The following is a 17238-nucleotide window of genomic DNA, read 5'->3' as shown; positions in this document are numbered from 1 at the left end:
TTGAATATGAAGACGCTCGGCATTATCAGAGACGGCATGGTTTCGCTCCGCCAGCACAGATTCAGGACGTTCCTGAGCACGCTCGGCATTATTTTTGGGGTGACCGCAATCATTGCAATGGTTTCCATCGGAGAAGGTTCGAAGCGGGAAGCCCTGGCGCTCATCGAGCAGCTCGGCAAGAACAACGTCATCTTGAGAAGTCTCGAGCCTGCCGGGGCGGGAACATCAGGAAAACAGGTTCATGCGGGTGGATTAAGCAAGGGTGATCTCGAGAGGATTCAGGCACGGGTGACCGAAGCGGAAAACGTTGCGCCGCTCCTCCAGGTGAAGGCCGCCATGGCGAATGCAAGAATGGGGTTCAATCCCGAGATAATATCAACGACCGGTGCTTACCAGAAGATAATGGGGCTTTCCGTATCCGAAGGCCGATTCATCTGCCTCGAGGATGTCGATAAGAGCACCCTCTGCTGTTGCATCGGGTGGGACGTCCTCGAGAGCCTGGGTTCCGCCGGACGCGTTGGACAGAGCCTGCGGATAGAAAACACAATGTTCAAGATTGTCGGAATCCTGGGCAAGCGAGATTGGAACACTCGCAAGAGCCAGTCGATAGCGGCACGAAACGTCAATAGATTGATCATAATTCCGCTCGGGACCGAGAAGGCGCTCGTATCCTCCCAATCTGTCGAACCGGAAGTTTCAGAAATTATTGCACAGGTCAAACCCGGTTCCGACGTGCTCCTGAGTGCGAAACTGCTGAAGAGAATTGTTGACGAAAACCATCGCGGCCTGGAGGACTTCCACATGATAGTGCCGCAGGAGCTTCTGAATCAGGCAAGAAGAACGCACCGGGTGTATAATGCCGTCCTTGGCTGCATCGCCGCAATTTCGCTGGTGGTCGGCGGAATCGGGATCATGAATATCATGCTTGCCACCGTATCTGAAAGAACGAGAGAAATCGGCATTCGCCGGGCCGTCGGCGCGAATCAGACCCATATATTCCTGCAGTTCCTGTTCGAGGCGGCGATGCTCACATCTCTCGGAGGCGCCATCGGAATATGCTGCGGCATCGTTGCATCCGGGCAAATAGCAAGGCTTATTGGATGGGAAACTGTCATATCCGGATGGGCCGTGACCCTTTCGTTATTGACCGCGGTCTTCGTCGGCATTTGTTCGGGCATGTATCCGGCAGTGAGGGCGGCCCGAATGGATCCGGTCGCTGCATTGAGATTTGAATAATCTGGATAATTCAAACTATTATCATTAACAACAGGGGCTTCATGGAACTATTGAAGAGAGGGTGGTTGACGTGAGAAAGGCACTCGTCGGGCTGGCAATTTGTCTCATCATGCTGATGGTAACACATGAATCATTCGGAGTGCTGCTCTGTCCCGAGCCCGGGGCCGGCGCGCGCATAATCGACTTGTTCAAAGCAGTGTGCACAGAATGTGAACGGGGTCCGGTTGACACGTGCGGCCAGGAATTCAGTGTCACCCTCGTGGATGTTGCTCCCGGGCCCGTCTCGCCTCTCGTGACATTCACGTATGAAGTGTATAAGTACCCGGACGATTTGGAAGGGACGGATTTGGTCCATTGGATGCTGGGGGTCGACCTCGCTCAATTTTACCAATACCTCGCTCCCGGCATGACGATCTACGATATTTTTGCAGATTGCTCGACCGGCGGAATCGGGAGCGAGTGCGTTCTCATCTATCCAGACCCGACAACTCAGTTGGAAGGCGTGAAATTCGAGGCTGTCATTGGAGACGGAGAGACGCAGACCTTTACCGTCACCCTTGATGACACGGCCCTGCTTCCGGGCATTGGCTTCGGGGAAGGCTGCATTTTAGCGGCGACAAAAGCAGATCATGAAGATATTATGCGGACCGACCGTCCGGCTCCCGGCTACGTTTGCATTTCCGGCCCGGTTCTCAGGGAGAGGCCGATCGTTTGCCCGATCGCACAAGCCGGCTCGGATCAGAATGCATGTGTCGATGACGTCGTTCAGCTCAATGGGTGCACAAGCTACGATCCCGACGGCAGGCCGCTCACCTACTCGTGGAGTATCCTCAGCAAGCCGGCATGCAGCATGGCTGTTCTTTCGGATGAAACCGCCTGCAATCCGACGGTCACCGCCGATTGCGCCGGTGACTACGTGTTCCAGCTCATCGTCAACGACGGCGACTGCAACAGCGAGCCGGACACGGTTCTCGTTAAAGTGGCGGACTGTGGTGAATACCTCTGCCCGAAGAGTCTCGGCTTCTGGAAGAACCATCCGGAAGCGTGGACCGCAGATTCCCTGACTCTGGGCTGCGAAGAGTATTCGAAAATGGAACTCGTAGTCCTTCTGAATTCTCCTTCGCTCGGCGACGCCAGTCTGATTCTGGCCAAACAACTGATTGCCGCAAAGCTGAACATCGAGAAGGGCTCCGATCCCGCGCCGGTGGGTGACACGATTGAAGCCGCCGACTCTTTGCTCTGCCTGTATCCTGGAAAACTCCCGTACCACGTGTCCACTGATGTGCGGCAGGGAAAGAAGATGCTCAAGCTCGCGTGGATTCTGAAGAAATATAACGATGGGTTGCTGACAGACGACTGCCTGGAGTGGTAGATACAGTTTTCGGGCGCCGCGTTGTGCCGTGCCCCTACAATCCTTGATAATCCGTGATCGAACCACTAAGAGGGAAAACTCGGCTTTGTTTTCCTTCTGCTCTCTCCGGTATAAATCTTCCCAACTATCTCTTCAGCCGATCGAGTCCGGCGACACGGCCGCGCCCGCCTCGGCCGATTTGTAAACGGCCCGGCCGAACTGCACCACGCGCAATCCCTCTTCGGCTGACAGATACGGCTGCTTATTTTCGAGAATGCAATCGATGAAATGCTGAGCGCATCGGATGAAGCCTTCCTCCCATTCTGACGGGATATCGTGATAGCAGTGCGTCTGGCCGTCCCGATACATGATCAGCGGCGCGACGTTCATCAGCCTGCCGGTCAGCCTCGTCACCCAGATGATGCCCTTCGAGCCGGTGATCTCGACCCGCTCCTCGACCGGATAATATTTTGTGTCGATAATCAGGTCGGGCGAATACGTCGCGTCGAGCACGCCGTAGCGAATGCCTTCTTTGTGTTTCCACATGACGGTAGCCGGCGTATCGAGAAACATGCCGGGATTCTCGATGAAGGCCGAGACCCGCTCGATAGGCCCGCCGAAGAACAGCGCGAGCGCGTATTTGTGGTGCATGTCGTCGAACATGGTGCCGCCGCCGACGCGCTCCTGATTGAATTTCCATTCCCATGACGTCGAGGTGAGCTCCCATCCGCACTGGAGCGAGCCGCTCGTTGTGCGAAGCCGAAGCATCGAAACGTCGCCGATCTCGCCCGCGTCGATCAATTCCTTCGCCTTTGCAATCGGGGGATAAAACGGATAGCATTCGAATACCTGGAATTTTCCCTTGGCGCGTTTGGCCGCCTCGACCATCGCGGTGCATTCCTCGACATTGCGAGCCATTGGTTTCTGGACGGAGACATGCTTACCTGCATCGAGCGCCTCCACGACCATTTGCCGGTGCAAATCATGCGGCGTTATGATCATGACCGCATCGACTGCCTTATCGTCCAATAGTTTGCGGTAGTCGCTGTAAACCTTCTCCGCCTTCCATTCGGATGCCCGCTGCTCGGCCCGCTCGACATTCGGGTCGGCAACCGCATAGATGGCGCTGCGATCATCCGTCCGAAACCCCCAGGTGGTCAACCCCGATATCTCGCCGCACCCGATCACTCCGACTCTCAGTTTGTCCGTCATGTCAGCCTCCTCGCGAATTATATCTTAATAATATTCTCGGCTTCACCGATTCTCGCTTCGGGCGGACACATAGGTCCGCCCCTGCAAAAATAATCCAAAATCTCTTACGCCCACCACATGCCGCCGGGCAACTCGTCCTCGAAGATGATTTCGCGAAGGAAAGCGACCGCCTTCCTCAGGCCCTCCTCCGGCGACGCGAGCACGTCTTCATGTTCGATGCTGAGCACGTAATCATAGCCGCCGATCCTGAGCGCGCTGACGATCTCCTTCCACGTCTGCAGATCATGGCCGTAGCCGACGGTGCGGAAAATCCATGAGCGCCGCCTCAATTGGTCGTAGTGTTTGGTGTCCAAGACACCGTTGACCGAGCAATTGGTGCGATCGATAAGAGTGTCCTTCGCGTGGACGTGGAAAATGGCGCCTTTCAGTTCGCGGATGGCGGCGACCGGATCGATTCCCTGCCAGAACAGGTGGCTCGGATCGAAATTGGCGCCGATAGTTTCGCCCGCCGCCTCCCTCAGCCGGAGCAGCGTTTCGGGATTATAGACGACCGTTCCCGGATGCAGTTCCAGCGCCACCCTCACGTTGTGAGACTTCGCGAATTTTGCTTCCTCTTTCCAGTACGGGATAACCTTCTCGTTCCATTGCCATTCGAGAACCTCGAGATAGTCGGGCGGCCACATGCAGGTGACCCAGTTCGGAAACTTGGAGCCTTCCGAATCGCCCGGGCAGCCGGAGAGGCAATTGACGACGCCTACTCCAAGCTTTTCCGCCAATTGAACCGTCTTGCGCCATGTCACGTGGTTGCTCTTCGCAAATTCGGCGTCCGGATGCAGCGGATTCCCGTGACAGCTCAGGCCGCTGATCTGGATGCCCTTTGCGGCAAAGCCGCCGTGATACTCCCTGAGCTTCTTCTCGTCGGCCAGCAATTCATCGATGTCGCAGTGAGGATTCCCGGGATAATTGCCCGTTCCAATCTCCACCATCTCCACTCCCAACTCGACCAGCTTGTCGACCAACTCGTCAACTGAAAGATGAAACAGCATCGGCGTGAACAATCCTATCTTCATATAGCCTCCTGAGATGAGGACGCGAACGTCCCGGCTTTTCTCGCAGCGTTGCAGGCATCGGACCGCTGCCAATGGATGACGGAAGCTTTTTCCTCCACTTGCAAAGGGAATTCTATCACATCCGGCCGCTCTTCCGTCGAATCGGGCGGATAATTAATCCCCGCTGCTTGATAATGGAACAAAGCGCCTGTCAATGTTAGCCGATACCGGCCACGCAGTCGAGATGAACAAGCGGGACAAGCTGAAATTGTATATAATGTTGGAACGCTCGATTTGGAGAAAGCGAGGGGTTTCGTCCGGCTGCCGCCAACGAGACGCAGCAAGGGCGGCACAGCCGAACCCAGGTTGGAAAGGAGAAACATCTGAATGGACCAGACAAAGGCATCTCATGGCGAATCCGGGCCGGCAGTGACAATTGCGCCGTCACCCTGGCCGGTGATCAATGATGAGGTCATCGACGCGGTCGTTCGCGTCCTGCGAGAGGAATCCCTTTCTCCGATCATGCAGGTGGGCATCATCAAAGAGTTCGAGGACAACTTCGCGCAGTATCAGGGGCGCAAATTCGCCTTCGCCGTCAACAGCGGAACGGCGGCGCTCGATACCGCTCTTCATGTCAGCGGCGTGGGTCCGGGCGACGAGGTGATCGTTTCGCCCTATACGTGGGGCGCGACCGTCGGGTGCATCCTCCATAATAATGCCATTCCTGTTTTTGCCGATATCGACCCGCTCACCTTCAACATCCGCCCGGATGAGATACGAAAGAAGATCACAGACCGGACAAAAGCGATTGTGACGGTCCACATCTACGGGCATCCGTGCGATATGGACCCGATCAACGAGATAGCGCGCGAACACAATCTGCGCGTCATCGAGGACTGCGCACAGGCACATGGCGCGACATACAATGGCAGAAAGGTCGGCAGCCTCGGCGATATCGGATGCTTCAGCCTCCAAGCCTCGAAGAACCTCACCGGCGGCGAGGGCGGCATCCTCGTATTCGACGACGAAACGCTCTTCGACGAGGTCGTGAGTTGGGCCTCACATCCGATGCGACAGTTCATGGAGTTGCAGGACAAACCGCTTGGCGCCTACATCGACAGCGTCGCCCCGAATTTCCGGATGCATGCGGTTTCGGCGGCCATTGCCAACGTGCAGTTGAAACACCTCGACACGTGGGTCGCCCAGCGCCGGAAAAACCTTGCGTATCTGACGCGCTCCTTATCGGATATTCCCGGCATCAGGACAACCTTCGTCGCTCCGAATTGCGAGCACGCCGTCCACATCATCCCGTTCATCTACAAGGCGGACGAGCTCAACAACGTGCCGCTCGAGAAATTCCGAAACGCGCTCGCGCTCGAAGGTCTCGAAACGAACAGCTACGTCGGAACCCCCATCCATCTCAGGCCGCGCTTCCAGGAGCGCCGGTTCTGGGGCAAGGGGTGTCCCTGGTCATGCGGTTATGCCGGACGTTCGATTGAATACCGCAAGGGCGATTGTCCCGTGGCCGAGAAACGCTGCTCCGGCGAAGAGCTCACCTTGCAGAGCATCGGGTTCCATGTGCCGTGCACCGATTACCTCGATCAAATCGGCGCCGCTTTTAAAAAAGCGGCTAATAAAGCGCTGGCCGGGAATCTTTAGGGTAATGCCATTCACTAAGGCGAGCCCGACTGCTTCTTGTACATACCGCTTTCTGCCGCTCTCTTTAATTTCCCCCTTTGGGAAAGGGGGACTAAGGGGAATTTTGAAACCGGGATGTTGGTTGTGTCGCATTTCAAACCCCCTCTTTCGAAGGTGCTTCAGTGAATCGCATTAATCTTTAGGCCGCATGTCGTGGATCGCCGGAGGGCAACCAATGGCTGAGATAACAACTGTCCTGGGGCCGATATCTCCCGAGAAGCTGGGATTCACCTCGATGCATGAGCACACCGTCTGCGACATGAGTGTCTTCCGCCGCAGATACGAAGATATCCTGCCCGGCCATCTGCCGGTTGCGCCCGACGACCCGGTCCGGCTGGACAACCTCGGATCCCTCAAGCACTTCTTCATTCTCTCGCGCGACGCGCTCGATCTGCGCGACGAGGAACTGATCGCGGCCGAGGCGGCCGACTTCAAGAACGCGGGCGGAAACGCCATGGTCGATATGAGCGTGCCCGGCCTTCGGTGCGATCTGCCCGCCATCCGCCGAATCTCCCAAAAGACAGGGGTGCATATTATCGCGACCACCGGCCTGTACGCCGAGGACTCGTGGCCCGAGCGGTACCGCGCGATGTCGATGCGGGATTACATGGACTTCATGCGCCGCGAAATCGAGAACGGCATCGACGAGACCGGGATCAGGGCCGGACACGTCAAGATCATGATAACCGACAGCATGATGTTTTCGGTCGAGCCGTTCAGCGCACAACAAAAATTGTTGTTGCGTGCGGCGGTTCGCATATCGAACGAGACCGGACTGTCGCTGACCGTGCATCCGCCGCTCGATTCAAAGGCGAGCCTGCGCGAGGTGGTGAAAGTCATGCTCGACGAAGGCTTATCACCCGGGCGGGCCGTCATCGCGCACGCCGAGCTCTTCTTTGTCCCGCAGGACCTCGCAACACTTGTGCTCGATCCCTCCTCCTGGCAACTGGACGTCGATTTCGCGAAGGAACTGCTCGACCAGGGATTCAACATCTCGATCGACTCGTTCGGGCACTATCATGATGCGGAAGCCATCGGGAGCGTCATCACCGCCGACTGGCAGCGGATGGCGGGACTGGTTGCGCTCCTGAAATCCGGTTACTCGTCGCAGATAGTGATCGGAACCGATATCTTTCTCAAGATTCTCACGCGCAGGTTTGGCGGAGACGGCTATTGCCGGCTCACCGATTTCGTTGTGCCGTGGTTGAGGCGTCTGGATATCGACGAGTCGTTCATCAACATGCTGACGGTCGAAAATCCCGCCCGCCTGCTCGCGCACTGAAAAATCGCTCATTCCTTCCTGCATGAGTGCTGGCTGTGCAAAGGAGATTGCATATGAGAGAAGACATGCCCCAAATTCCCTCGATTAACCCGCTTCCCCTCTGGAATCTCGCGCATGCGTATTGCGAGGCAAGAGCTTTTCAAGTGGCAAACGAGCTTGATCTATTCAGTCATCTTGATGAACCGAAGACATCCGAGGAGATGGCGAAACTGCTCGATATCGATCCGCGCCCTGCGCGAATGCTGATGGACGCGTGCGTGGCGCTCGAGCTGCTCGAGAAATCGGAGGGCAGATATAAGAACACGCCGGTTTCCAGCGAATTTCTTGTGAAAGACAAGCCGTTCTATTCCGGAAATTTCGTGTCGCTCGAGGCGGCCTCGTATTTAACCTGGGCCCGGCTTCCGGAGGCCGTTCGCCGGAACGGGCCGATCGCGCGGACCATGAGAGACGAGACGAAGATGAAATTCTTCACTCATGCGATGCACAGCACGTCGGTCTTCAGCGCAACCATGCTGGCGCAGGTTGTGGACCTTTCCGGATACAACAGACTTCTCGATATCGGCGGCGGCTCGGGCGTAAATTCCATCACGCTAGCCGAGAAGTATCAGAACCTGCGAGCAACTGTGTTCGATCAAGGTCCGGTGGTCGAGGTCGCGGCCGAATATATTTGCCGCTCTCCCGCCGCGGCCAGACTTTCCACCGCGGCCGGCAATTACCTCGAGTCGCTCCCCGCCGGACACGACGCAGCCCTGCTGTCCAATATCCTGCACGGGGAAGGGGCGGATGATAATCGCAGCCTGTTGAAGCGCGTGTACAATGCGCTTGATGCTCCCGGCATCGTGATAATCGCGGACGTGCTCACCAATGAGGAAAGGACAGGCCCCTTGTTTCCGCTCCTGTTCGCGCTGAATATGCTGCTGGACACCGAGCACGGCGATACGTATACCATATCCGATGTGCGCAGTTTCCTCGAAGGCGCCGGCTTCCGCGAGATCAATGCGATGAGCTTCGATCCGGCCCCGCTCAGCATCGTCATCGCAGTAAAGAAATAGGCAAATGAGGCCGTACGCGAAAGCTGTGGCAAATCCGCGAGGCGGCACTCTGGCGGTCAGTCGAATACGCGACCTCCGCGCGGTTTGACATAAGGAATCGTTTGGCGGGATAATAGCACAAATCGAATGACGGACTTCCTTATGCAATGAACCTGTCTGGAGGGCCACATGGATAAGGAGCGCGACTTCATCAATTTTGTCAGACGCGGCTGGATTGAAGTGGGCGGCGCGAGGATGTCGCTCGTGGACATCAAAGGCGGGTTCTACGGCATGAGGGAAGTCCTGGCGCGCGAGGTGGGAGATACGGCTGATGATCTCGTCTGTCATGCCGGTATCCAGGGATCCACTTCGTTCGTGAGCTCATCCATAGAAACAAAAGAGCTTACGCCGGACGAGAACGGTTTCATCAGCGCAGTTGAAACCTATTCCGAGTCCGGCTTCGGGAATTTTCAAATAGCCGAACTGTTCTGGTCGAAGGGGTGGGCGATCATTCGGTGCGCAGACTCCTTCGAGGGCTGGGCCTATGCCGCCAACAATAATCTGCAGAGTCGCTCCAAGTGCGACTACACCCGCGGCGTTTTGCAGGCGTTCATGAGGGATACCCACAGGCACGCCCAGACGGGCATCGAGGAGCTGTCGGTGGTCGAGACCAAATGCATCGGGAAAGGCGACAAAGAGTGCGAATTTCTCATCGGCGTCCCGGCGGACATCGAGGCCTGTGGATACGAGATAGCCGAACCCAAGACCTCCATCAAGGAGAAGCTCGAGCGGACGGTCGCGCTTCTGCGGGAGTCGAATTTGCGCCTGATGAGAGCCGAGATGCAATATCGGGCCGTATTCGATAATATCATGAACCCCATCGTTATCGTCGATGAGAGGCTCAGTGTGCGAAACTGCAATAAACCGGCGGAAGATTTCCTGTGCTCGCGAAGGAGTGAGATGGCGGGAAAAAACATATCCGAATATCTGCCGGCCGCTCACGGCGTTTCGCTCGATGAAAAAATCCAGGAAGCATTGAAGGCGGACAACTGCATCGATTTTGAGATTGAAGTACATACCTGCCGCGGGAAAACGGAACCCTGCAAGATACGGATTTGCCCCATTCATGCCGGCCTGACAATAGAATTCCAAAAATTGAGTGAAGCTGAGGGGTGAGCACTCAGTAATTTCCTCCAAATACCGGTTCAAAAGCCTCCTCGTCTGACCAAAAAAAAGCGGGCCCGCATAAATCTTTTTCTCGTCTCGTTCGTTTAACCTTCCAAAGGCGATAATCTCGAGAGTCTCTGCCTGAATTCCCCATGGAATGACCGCTTCACGCAAGAGAACGGCGATCTGAATCTGCAAAGGAGAAAGAAAATGAGAACGATCAGGAGAACATTGATAGTGGTGCTGCTTCTTATGTTCGCAATGCCGCTTTGTGCGGTCGGCCAGGAAAGGGAGGTCGGGCCTGACAAAACGCTGTCGCCCTACTTCTTCGTCCACAGCGACGACCCCGGCATCGACCGGCTTCCGCTGCAAAGCACGCGCGCCGACGTCGAAATCGCCGGCGTCATTGCAAAAGTGCTCGTGACGCAGGTGTACAAGAACGCCGGCACCCGCCCGATCGAGGCAACTTACATTTTTCCCGGTTCGACCAATGCGGCCGTTTTCGGGATGCGGATGACCATCGGCGAGCGCGTGATCGAGGCAAGAATCGAAGAGCGTCAGAAGGCTCGGGCCGAATATGAGCAGGCGCGCGCCGACGGCAAGAGCGCCACGCTCCTCGAGCAGCAGCGGCCAAACGTGTTCCAGATGAACGTGGCCAACATCATGCCCGGTGACATCATCAAGGTCGAATTGAATTATGTGGAACTGCTTGTGCCCGAGGACGGAACCTATGAGTTCGTCTACCCGACCGTCGTCGGCCCGCGCTACTCGAACACGCCGAAGGCGGGCGCATCCGACCGCGACGCGTGGGTGGAAAATCCGTACCTTAAGGAAGGCGAGCCGGAGCCGTTCACGTTCGACATCGAAGTCACCGTGAATTCCGGCATTCCCATTAGCAAGATGGGGTGCATCTCGCATAAAACGAAGATCGAGTACGATGGTCCCGGCGACGCCTTCATTACGCTCGAAGACACCAAAGGGGCTGGCACGAAGGATTTCATCCTGAGGTACAGCCTCGAGGGCGCGAAAATCCAGTCGGGCGTCCTTCTCTATCCCGGTCCGAAAGAAAAATTTTTTCTGGTCATGATGGAGCCGCCCGCGCGGATAGCTCAAGCCGCGATACCGCCGCGCGAGTACATTTTTATCCTGGACGTTTCCGGATCGATGTACGGGTTTCCACTCGATACAGCCAAAGCGCTCATGCGCGACCTCATCGGCGGGCTCAGGGAAATAGACAAATTTAATGTGGTGCTTTTTTCGGGACGCGCCGCGGTGCTCTCGGAGAAATCGCTTCCGGCCACCAAAGCGAATATCGATAAGGCGCTCGATACCATCGAGCGGCAGACCGGCGGCGGCGGAACCGAGCTTATCAACGCGCTTCAAACCGCGTTCTCATTGCCGCGGCAGGAGGAAAACGTCTCGCGCACGACGGTCATCGTCACTGACGGGTATGTGAGCTGCGAGGCGGAGGCGTTCGATCTCGTCCGAAAGAACCTCAACAAATCCAACGTGTTCAGCTTCGGAATCGGCTCGAGCGTCAACCGGCATCTCATCGAGGGAATGGCGCGCTGCGGCGCCGGCGAGCCGTTCGTTGTAACGCATCCGGATGAGGCGGGGAAAACAGCCGAGAAGTTCCGCGAATATATCCGCGAGCCGGTGCTCACTCAGATCGAAATCGAATTCGATCGCCTCAACGCCTACGATATCGAGCCGCTCTCCGTGCCGGACGTTCTGGCGAACCGGCCGGTGATTGTCTTTGGCAAATACAAGGGCGGGGCGGCAGGCGCCGTCCATATTTCAGGGTACTCGGGCGCCGGCCGATACAGCACCAGGCTCGATATCAGCCCAAAGCTCGAAGATAATTCGAATGTCGCATTGCGTTATCTGTGGGCGCGGCACCGGATCAAGACGCTCTCCGATTACAATAATCTGCGCATGGATGACAAACGCGTGAAGGAAGTGACCGATCTCGGTCTCGCCTACAACCTGCTCACGGACTACACTTCGTTCGTTGCCATCGACTCGCTGGTTCGAAACAAGGAAGGCGATGTCACGAAAGTCGTTCAGCCGCTGCCTTTGCCCGAGGGAGTTTCGAATTACGCGGTCGGCGGCCTCACCTGTCAAAAGGCGATGTACAGGTCTCCTGCGGTCGAGGAGTGCGAGGCGCCGTCATCCGGATTGGATCGGCTGAAGGGGTTCCTGTCCAACGGGGCTTCTGACAAGATGCAGGCGATGACCGGCGAAAAGGATGCGGCTCTCCTGGATGCGGCGGCGAATGAAGACGGCGCGGATGCAGTCAAGGAAGAGGTGCGCAAGGGCGCCGATCTGAATGCGAAAGACGCCCGGGGACGCACGCCTCTGATGCTTGCCGCCATGAATGGACATGCGGAGACCGTCAAGGCCCTGCTCGCAAGCGGCGCAAAAGTTGATGCGCAGGATAACGACGGCTACACCGCACTGATGCATGCGGTCCAATCGGGTCACGCCGACATTGTGAAGCTCCTGCTCGAAAACGGCGCCAACGCGAATGTCAAGGCGAAAGACGGCAAGAGAGCCCTGACGCTGGCGAGAGAGAGCAACAACAAGAAGATTGTTCGACTGCTTGAAGAAGCCGGCGCAAAGAGGTGAGCAGTCACTTGTAAATGAATCAAATCCCTAATAACACAGCGGGAAAGCCGGTCTGCGCCGGCTTTCCCGCAAAATAATTCTTACTGAAAATTCACCGGCCCGTAAGGGGTCTGAAGAAAACCCGTTGGAACGATAGCGGCTCCGCCGGCTTTTCCTCCTTTAAGCAGGTTACTCACAGCGCTCGCGGCCGAGACCCGACCCGAAAGAGACAGGCTTGCCGATTGTCCCGCCTCAAGACTTTTTGCAGTTGTGGCGGTCAGGCCGCCAAGCTCGACCGTGCCGAGCTTCAGCACGTAACCGAGATTCTCGATGCCGATTGCAAACGCATTCGGATTCTTCATCACTGCATTGACATTGATCCTCGTCTTGAGAAGCGAGACATCGGCAAAGTCGATACTGACATCCGAGAATGCGGGCGGCCGGAGAACCGGAAACGTGCCGCTGTGAGCAAGAGGAAGCTCAAACGAGCGCCCCAGAACGGGCAGGAGCAGCGCGCCGTTCAATGTGTAGTTCGCTTCGGAAGCCGAGGCCAGGCGCGTGTACGTACTGAATAAATCCACGTAGGACAAGCGCACCGGCAATGTTACCGTTCCCACCTTGCCCGCAGGCAGATCAAATTGAGAGGCCGTCTCCGATTCAAAGAACCTGCTCCCTTCCACATCCAGTCCATATCGGAAGCGCGGCGTCTTGATCGGGATTGGATAGGTGTTATTGACATCGACGTCAAAAGCCAGATTCAGACCCTCAAAGTCGATTCCGGTGATACGCGGGCTGACCGATTGGACTTCCGGCGCATTCCCCAGAGGAAGCGACGCGCACCCGGCCACGGTCGCAAGTAGAACCGCAAGAATCAAGCAACTGGAACGTAATCGCATGCTGACGGCTCCTTCCCGTCGCCACGTAGCGCAGGCATCTTGCCTGCAGAGGAATTGGAGTTCATGTTCCCGCTTTCGATGCTTTTCAGAGATTACTGAATCAAACCGAGCTGATTCGCTTCGAGTTGCTTCTCCCACTGGCCCAGGATACCCGCCAGTTCGTCACCCTTGGCGGGATACTTATTGATGACATTGTAGGACTCATACGGATCATTTTCCAGATTGAATAAGAGGGGCATTTGCACAAACGTGTGCTCGCTCGTTTTGCCCAGGTTCTTGTTCACCGGCATCGGCCAGGTGTAATGGCTGATCTCGCGAACGTATTTCCATGATCCGACCCTGACGCTCTCGAGTTCGCCATTGTGGTAGAAGAACAGAGGCCGGTCGGACGGCTTGCGTTCCGGCGTCTCCAATAATCCTCTGATACTCACGCCATCGATGATCCTGTCAGACGGCAACGTCAAGCCCGCGATGTCGAGACATGTGGGCAGAAGATCGATATTCATCGCCGGCTCGTTGCAGATGCCGGCATCGATGTGGCCGGGCCAGCGAATGATGAACGGCACTCGCTGTCCTCCTTCCCAGCTCTGTCCTTTTCGCCCTCGCAATCCGCCGGTGCTCCCCTGATACCATGGCCCGTTGTCGCTGGTGAACACGACAATCGTTTTCTGCTCCAGATTATTCTCTCCGAGGAAGTTCAGGATCTCTCCGACGCTCCAATCCACCTCTTCGACCGCGTCGCCAAACTTCCCGCCCTCCGATTTTCCTTTGAAAGCTTCCGATGCGAACAGCGGACGATGTGGAAATGTGTGAGCGAAATAGAGGAAGAACGGCTTGTCCGGAGACGATCCCATGAATTTTATCGCCTCTTCCGTGTACAGCCGCGTGAGTTTGCCCTGATCCGTTATCTGCGCTTCGACTTCTTGTTCGTCCCGATAGAGGGGAAACGGATGCATGTCGTTGCTGTGGGGCACGCCGAAATAAAAATCGAAGCCATGGCGCACCGGATTGTACTCGGCGTTCCCCGAATAATCTCCCAGATGCCATTTGCCGACCATTCCCGTTCGGTAATCCCGAGCTTTCAGAGCCTCGGCTATCGTGATCTCATGCTGATGCAATCCGCCCGGCGCCGCCTCCGTGGCGATATCCAGCGCACCCAGCTTCGCGCTCAGATTTCCAGCCATCATCGTCACCGACTGTTTGAACGTCATATCCTCCGCAAACAGCGGAAAACAGAAACCCATTCTCGCGGGATAACGCCCGGTCAGAAGGCCCGCGCGCGAAGGGGTACACACGGAATCGCAGGCATAGAAATTCGTGAAGCGAAGCCCTTGGCCCGCCAATCCGTCGATGTTCGGCGTCCTGATGACACGCCCGCCATAGCAGCCGAGGTCGCCATATCCCAGATCGTCTGCATTGATGATAATGATATTCGGCGATTTAGCCGGTGAATCAGTGGACAGCCCGACGGTATTTATGGTCTGGTCCGGATAAGGGAGTTTGGAGCCGCCGCACGCAATCGAAAACAACGGCCATCCCAAAACAGAGAGGGCGGAGCCGGAGGCCGTCATTTTGAGGAATCTCCTGCGGGTACATCTCTCTTTGCTCATTTTCTCCTCCCCGGGTAGTATTGAAAACGCTGCCCCGAAGAAAAATCAAACACGGTCCTTTATGAAGCAAGAAAGGAATCAAGCGCGACGTGGATCGAAGTGCAGCCATTATTACACGCGAAACCTTCTGGAGTCAACGTTGTATTGACATTTTGCAGCATCTCTCAGGCCACATCTGCTTCTCCGCTTTCCTTTCAAGGATTTTTTTCTTATATTTGAAGTAGAAGCAGTTGATCGACTCTTTGGACAAGACCCGAAATGAATACGCTCTTGAAAGTTCTTCTTCTCTTATTGCTTAGTCTCTTTCCCGCAAGGCTGTCGGCGGACACTGACGTTCCATGCGAGTCGGATATCTGGCTGCACGATTGCTATGTTTGGGTGTCGGCAGATGATGAGGATGGTCCGTTTGAGGACATCGAGCTCTATCCCGTCAGATCGATCACGTTGCGGCCCACTTTTTCCGAAGACGACCGCGAGTCCTCGGAGCAGTCTTATTACTCAGAGCCGGACGACGACGTGCTCGAGGAGACGCTCGAGTTCGAGATCCCCGAGGAAGAACGGGGTCCGGAATATATTTCCGAACCCAGAATGGGATACGACGCCGGCTTCGAAATGAGAACCTACAGGATTTTCGGGCCCGACGCCGACATTTCGCCCGCGCTCATTGTCGTCGAGGAACAGTGGACTAATAGAAGATTCTATTTCGGCTTCTTCTCGATCAGCATAAGGTGGTAACCAGCCCCAGCATTCCAATCTCCAATTATTTGTCTTGCCGGTTAAGCAGCTCCGCCTTGAGACGATGAGCGAGAATGAACATTCCGGAAAGGGAGACTCATTACCGCGGGTTCGTTTGAGGACTCGGAGGGTCGCCTTTCATGATGATGGCGTTGGTGGTTCGGTGATTAGTTGAATTCAATTGATCCAGCAACTGAGAATAGCTGACGGGGGAACGATCCATACCGTAAAACCGCAGTCCCGCCGCCTCACAGAAGTCATAGAAGGCCTTCACATCGGCGCCGGCCTGTTCGAGGCCGTGCGGCCACACTTCAACGCATGCGGCGAAATAGTCCGACGCACCGATTAACTCGCGGGCGCCCTTCAAAACCAGCAGTTCCGCGCCCTGCACATCGAGCTTGAGGACATTCCTTTTGGGGAATGATCCGAAATACTTCTTGGCGAGAGCGTCCAACGTGGTGATCCTGATCGGCGTCTTCTTACGTCCCCTGCCCCTGTTATGGACCGCATTGTCGTCTGAGCCGATGATCCTGTTATCGCCCGAGTTGATCGACGAAAGATACAGGACGCCTTCGCCCTCGTGGTCGGAAAGGGCGACGTTCTCCAGGCTCACGCGACCGGCGTCGCCATTCAGCTCGCACGATTTTTTGAGCAGCAAGAACGTTTTCGGCGAAGGCTCAACGGCTATGATGCGACAGCGCAGATCCGGATTCCGAAGGAAGCAGAGGGTGTAGACGCCGTAATTGGCGCCGATATCCCAGAAAACGCAATGATCATCTGCAAGTGACGTTACCGCGCTTATTTCATTCTCGTCATAGCGCCTGGGGCCGAGAAAGAATGCACGCAGGCCCCAGTTGTCGGTCGGGGAGATGTAGAGAGGAATGCCATTCACTTCGCCAAGCAGTTGCTTCTTTCCAATAAGGGAGGCTGCGAGAATCACACCGTCAGCAATTCGACATTGCTGTTGCTTGTTTTTCGCCGAGCGGTATATTTTGCGTGTTATCCTTGAAAACATTTTGCCTTCAGCCATAACGGTTTGCCTCGGATGTTTGAGCAGATAACATTCTATCCTATTTTGGTAGTCCTGAACAAGCACGCGGCAGAGTAAAACCGTCATCTCGATCTTCTCGATCGGCCTTGCAGAAAAGATACCGTGGTGCTATAATATTGCATTCGGCCTGCAAGGGGTACTTGTTAGGCGGGCTGCCTTTCCAGAACTACTGCATTCATTCGGATCATTCCACCCCTTATTAAACCCCAAAAAATTTAGCTCCTCACAAGAATTTGTGGGTTAATTCTGGTATAGGGAGATTTCCGAGTACGTGATAAAGGGCCAAAGAAAAAGTTTCGAAGGTGCGGTAGCC

General features: G+C 55.9%; 14 protein-coding genes. 8 read left to right on the top strand and 6 right to left on the bottom strand.

Translation table 11 applies throughout. From position 1 onward, the window contains the following. The first annotated feature begins 6 nt into the window (after window positions 1-6). Window positions 7-1236, top strand: coding sequence for an FtsX-like permease family protein (locus C4520_19620; GenBank protein RJP15988.1), 1230 nt, complete (start codon window positions 7-9; stop codon window positions 1234-1236). Window positions 1237-1297: 61 nt separating this feature from the next. Then, a complete protein-coding gene (locus C4520_19615; GenBank protein RJP15987.1) occupies window positions 1298-2608 on the top strand; it encodes a hypothetical protein in 1311 nt (436 codons plus the stop codon). A gap of 132 nt (window positions 2609-2740) precedes the next feature. On the opposite strand, the gene C4520_19610 is transcribed toward C4520_19615, so the two are convergent. From C4520_19610 to C4520_19600, 3 genes are all read right to left on the bottom strand, one after another. After that, window positions 2741-3799 (bottom strand): gfo/Idh/MocA family oxidoreductase, encoded by a 1059-nt coding sequence (locus C4520_19610; protein ID RJP15986.1) that lies wholly within the window; start codon window positions 3797-3799, stop codon window positions 2741-2743. A gap of 104 nt (window positions 3800-3903) precedes the next feature. Continuing rightward, entirely contained in the window at window positions 3904-4869 is a 966-nt protein-coding gene (locus tag C4520_19605) for a sugar phosphate isomerase/epimerase (GenBank protein ID RJP15985.1), read from the bottom strand. Beyond that, complete coding sequence (locus C4520_19600; protein RJP15984.1) at window positions 4866-5051, bottom strand: hypothetical protein; 186 nt, start codon at window positions 5049-5051, stop codon at window positions 4866-4868. Before C4520_19600 ends, C4520_19605 begins: the two co-directional genes overlap by 4 nt. Before the next feature lie 184 nt (window positions 5052-5235). On the opposite strand from C4520_19600, the gene C4520_19595 reads away from it, so the two are divergent. The 5 genes from C4520_19595 to C4520_19575 all read left to right on the top strand — a co-directional run bounded on the left by C4520_19595 (window position 5236) and on the right by C4520_19575 (window position 12654). Continuing rightward, window positions 5236-6507 carry a DegT/DnrJ/EryC1/StrS family aminotransferase gene (locus C4520_19595; protein RJP15983.1) on the top strand — a complete coding sequence of 424 codons (1272 nt, stop codon included), beginning with the start codon at window positions 5236-5238 and terminating at the stop codon, window positions 6505-6507. A gap of 187 nt (window positions 6508-6694) precedes the next feature. After that, a complete protein-coding gene (locus C4520_19590) occupies window positions 6695-7828 on the top strand; it encodes a phosphotriesterase (GenBank protein ID RJP15982.1) in 1134 nt (377 codons plus the stop codon). 53 nt (window positions 7829-7881) lie between these two features. After that, window positions 7882-8880 (top strand): methyltransferase, encoded by a 999-nt coding sequence (locus C4520_19585; protein ID RJP15981.1) that lies wholly within the window; start codon window positions 7882-7884, stop codon window positions 8878-8880. A gap of 168 nt (window positions 8881-9048) precedes the next feature. Then, complete coding sequence (locus C4520_19580; protein ID RJP15980.1) at window positions 9049-10035, top strand: PAS domain-containing protein; 987 nt, start codon at window positions 9049-9051, stop codon at window positions 10033-10035. A gap of 201 nt (window positions 10036-10236) precedes the next feature. Then, a complete protein-coding gene (locus C4520_19575) occupies window positions 10237-12654 on the top strand; it encodes a VWA domain-containing protein (protein RJP15979.1) in 2418 nt (805 codons plus the stop codon). Between the two features lie 80 nt (window positions 12655-12734). On the opposite strand, the gene C4520_19570 is transcribed toward C4520_19575, so the two are convergent. Beyond that, window positions 12735-13529: a hypothetical protein gene (locus C4520_19570; protein ID RJP15978.1), complete on the bottom strand. Its 795-nt coding sequence runs from the start codon at window positions 13527-13529 to the stop codon at window positions 12735-12737. Between the two features lie 92 nt (window positions 13530-13621). After that, window positions 13622-15139 (bottom strand): hypothetical protein, encoded by a 1518-nt coding sequence (locus tag C4520_19565; protein RJP15977.1) that lies wholly within the window; start codon window positions 15137-15139, stop codon window positions 13622-13624. 258 nt (window positions 15140-15397) lie between these two features. Between C4520_19565 and C4520_19560 the strand changes: the two genes are divergently transcribed. Further along, window positions 15398-15874: a hypothetical protein gene (locus C4520_19560; protein ID RJP15976.1), complete on the top strand. Its 477-nt coding sequence runs from the start codon at window positions 15398-15400 to the stop codon at window positions 15872-15874. Window positions 15875-15974: 100 nt separating this feature from the next. Here C4520_19560 and C4520_19555 read toward each other — a convergent pair whose 3' ends face one another. After that, window positions 15975-16991 (bottom strand): FkbM family methyltransferase, encoded by a 1017-nt coding sequence (locus tag C4520_19555; GenBank protein RJP15975.1) that lies wholly within the window; start codon window positions 16989-16991, stop codon window positions 15975-15977. Between the last annotated feature and the right edge of the window lie 247 nt (window positions 16992-17238).

This window comes from Candidatus Abyssobacteria bacterium SURF_5 (assembly GCA_003598085.1).
In the GTDB taxonomy this organism is placed as follows: domain Bacteria; phylum Abyssobacteria; class SURF-5; order SURF-5; family SURF-5; genus SURF-5.
This window is presented reverse-complemented; position numbering and strand designations above follow the sequence as displayed.

Excerpts from the sequence above, each read along its gene's own strand:
- C4520_19620 (RJP15988.1), top strand. The coding sequence starts at position 7 with ATGAAGACGCTCGGCATTATCAGAGACGGCATGGTTTCGCTCCGCCAG.
- C4520_19610 (RJP15986.1), bottom strand. The coding sequence starts at position 3,799 with ATGACGGACAAACTGAGAGTCGGAGTGATCGGGTGCGGCGAGATATCG.
- C4520_19605 (RJP15985.1), bottom strand. The coding sequence starts at position 4,869 with ATGAAGATAGGATTGTTCACGCCGATGCTGTTTCATCTTTCAGTTGAC.
- C4520_19595 (RJP15983.1), top strand. The coding sequence starts at position 5,236 with ATGGACCAGACAAAGGCATCTCATGGCGAATCCGGGCCGGCAGTGACA.
- C4520_19590 (RJP15982.1), top strand. The coding sequence starts at position 6,695 with ATGTCGTGGATCGCCGGAGGGCAACCAATGGCTGAGATAACAACTGTC.
- C4520_19585 (RJP15981.1), top strand. The coding sequence starts at position 7,882 with ATGAGAGAAGACATGCCCCAAATTCCCTCGATTAACCCGCTTCCCCTC.
- C4520_19580 (RJP15980.1), top strand. The coding sequence starts at position 9,049 with ATGGATAAGGAGCGCGACTTCATCAATTTTGTCAGACGCGGCTGGATT.
- C4520_19575 (RJP15979.1), top strand. The coding sequence starts at position 10,237 with ATGAGAACGATCAGGAGAACATTGATAGTGGTGCTGCTTCTTATGTTC.
- C4520_19570 (RJP15978.1), bottom strand. The coding sequence starts at position 13,529 with ATGCGATTACGTTCCAGTTGCTTGATTCTTGCGGTTCTACTTGCGACC.
- C4520_19565 (RJP15977.1), bottom strand. The coding sequence starts at position 15,139 with ATGAGCAAAGAGAGATGTACCCGCAGGAGATTCCTCAAAATGACGGCC.
- C4520_19560 (RJP15976.1), top strand. The coding sequence starts at position 15,398 with ATGAATACGCTCTTGAAAGTTCTTCTTCTCTTATTGCTTAGTCTCTTT.
- C4520_19555 (RJP15975.1), bottom strand. The coding sequence starts at position 16,991 with ATGACGGTTTTACTCTGCCGCGTGCTTGTTCAGGACTACCAAAATAGG.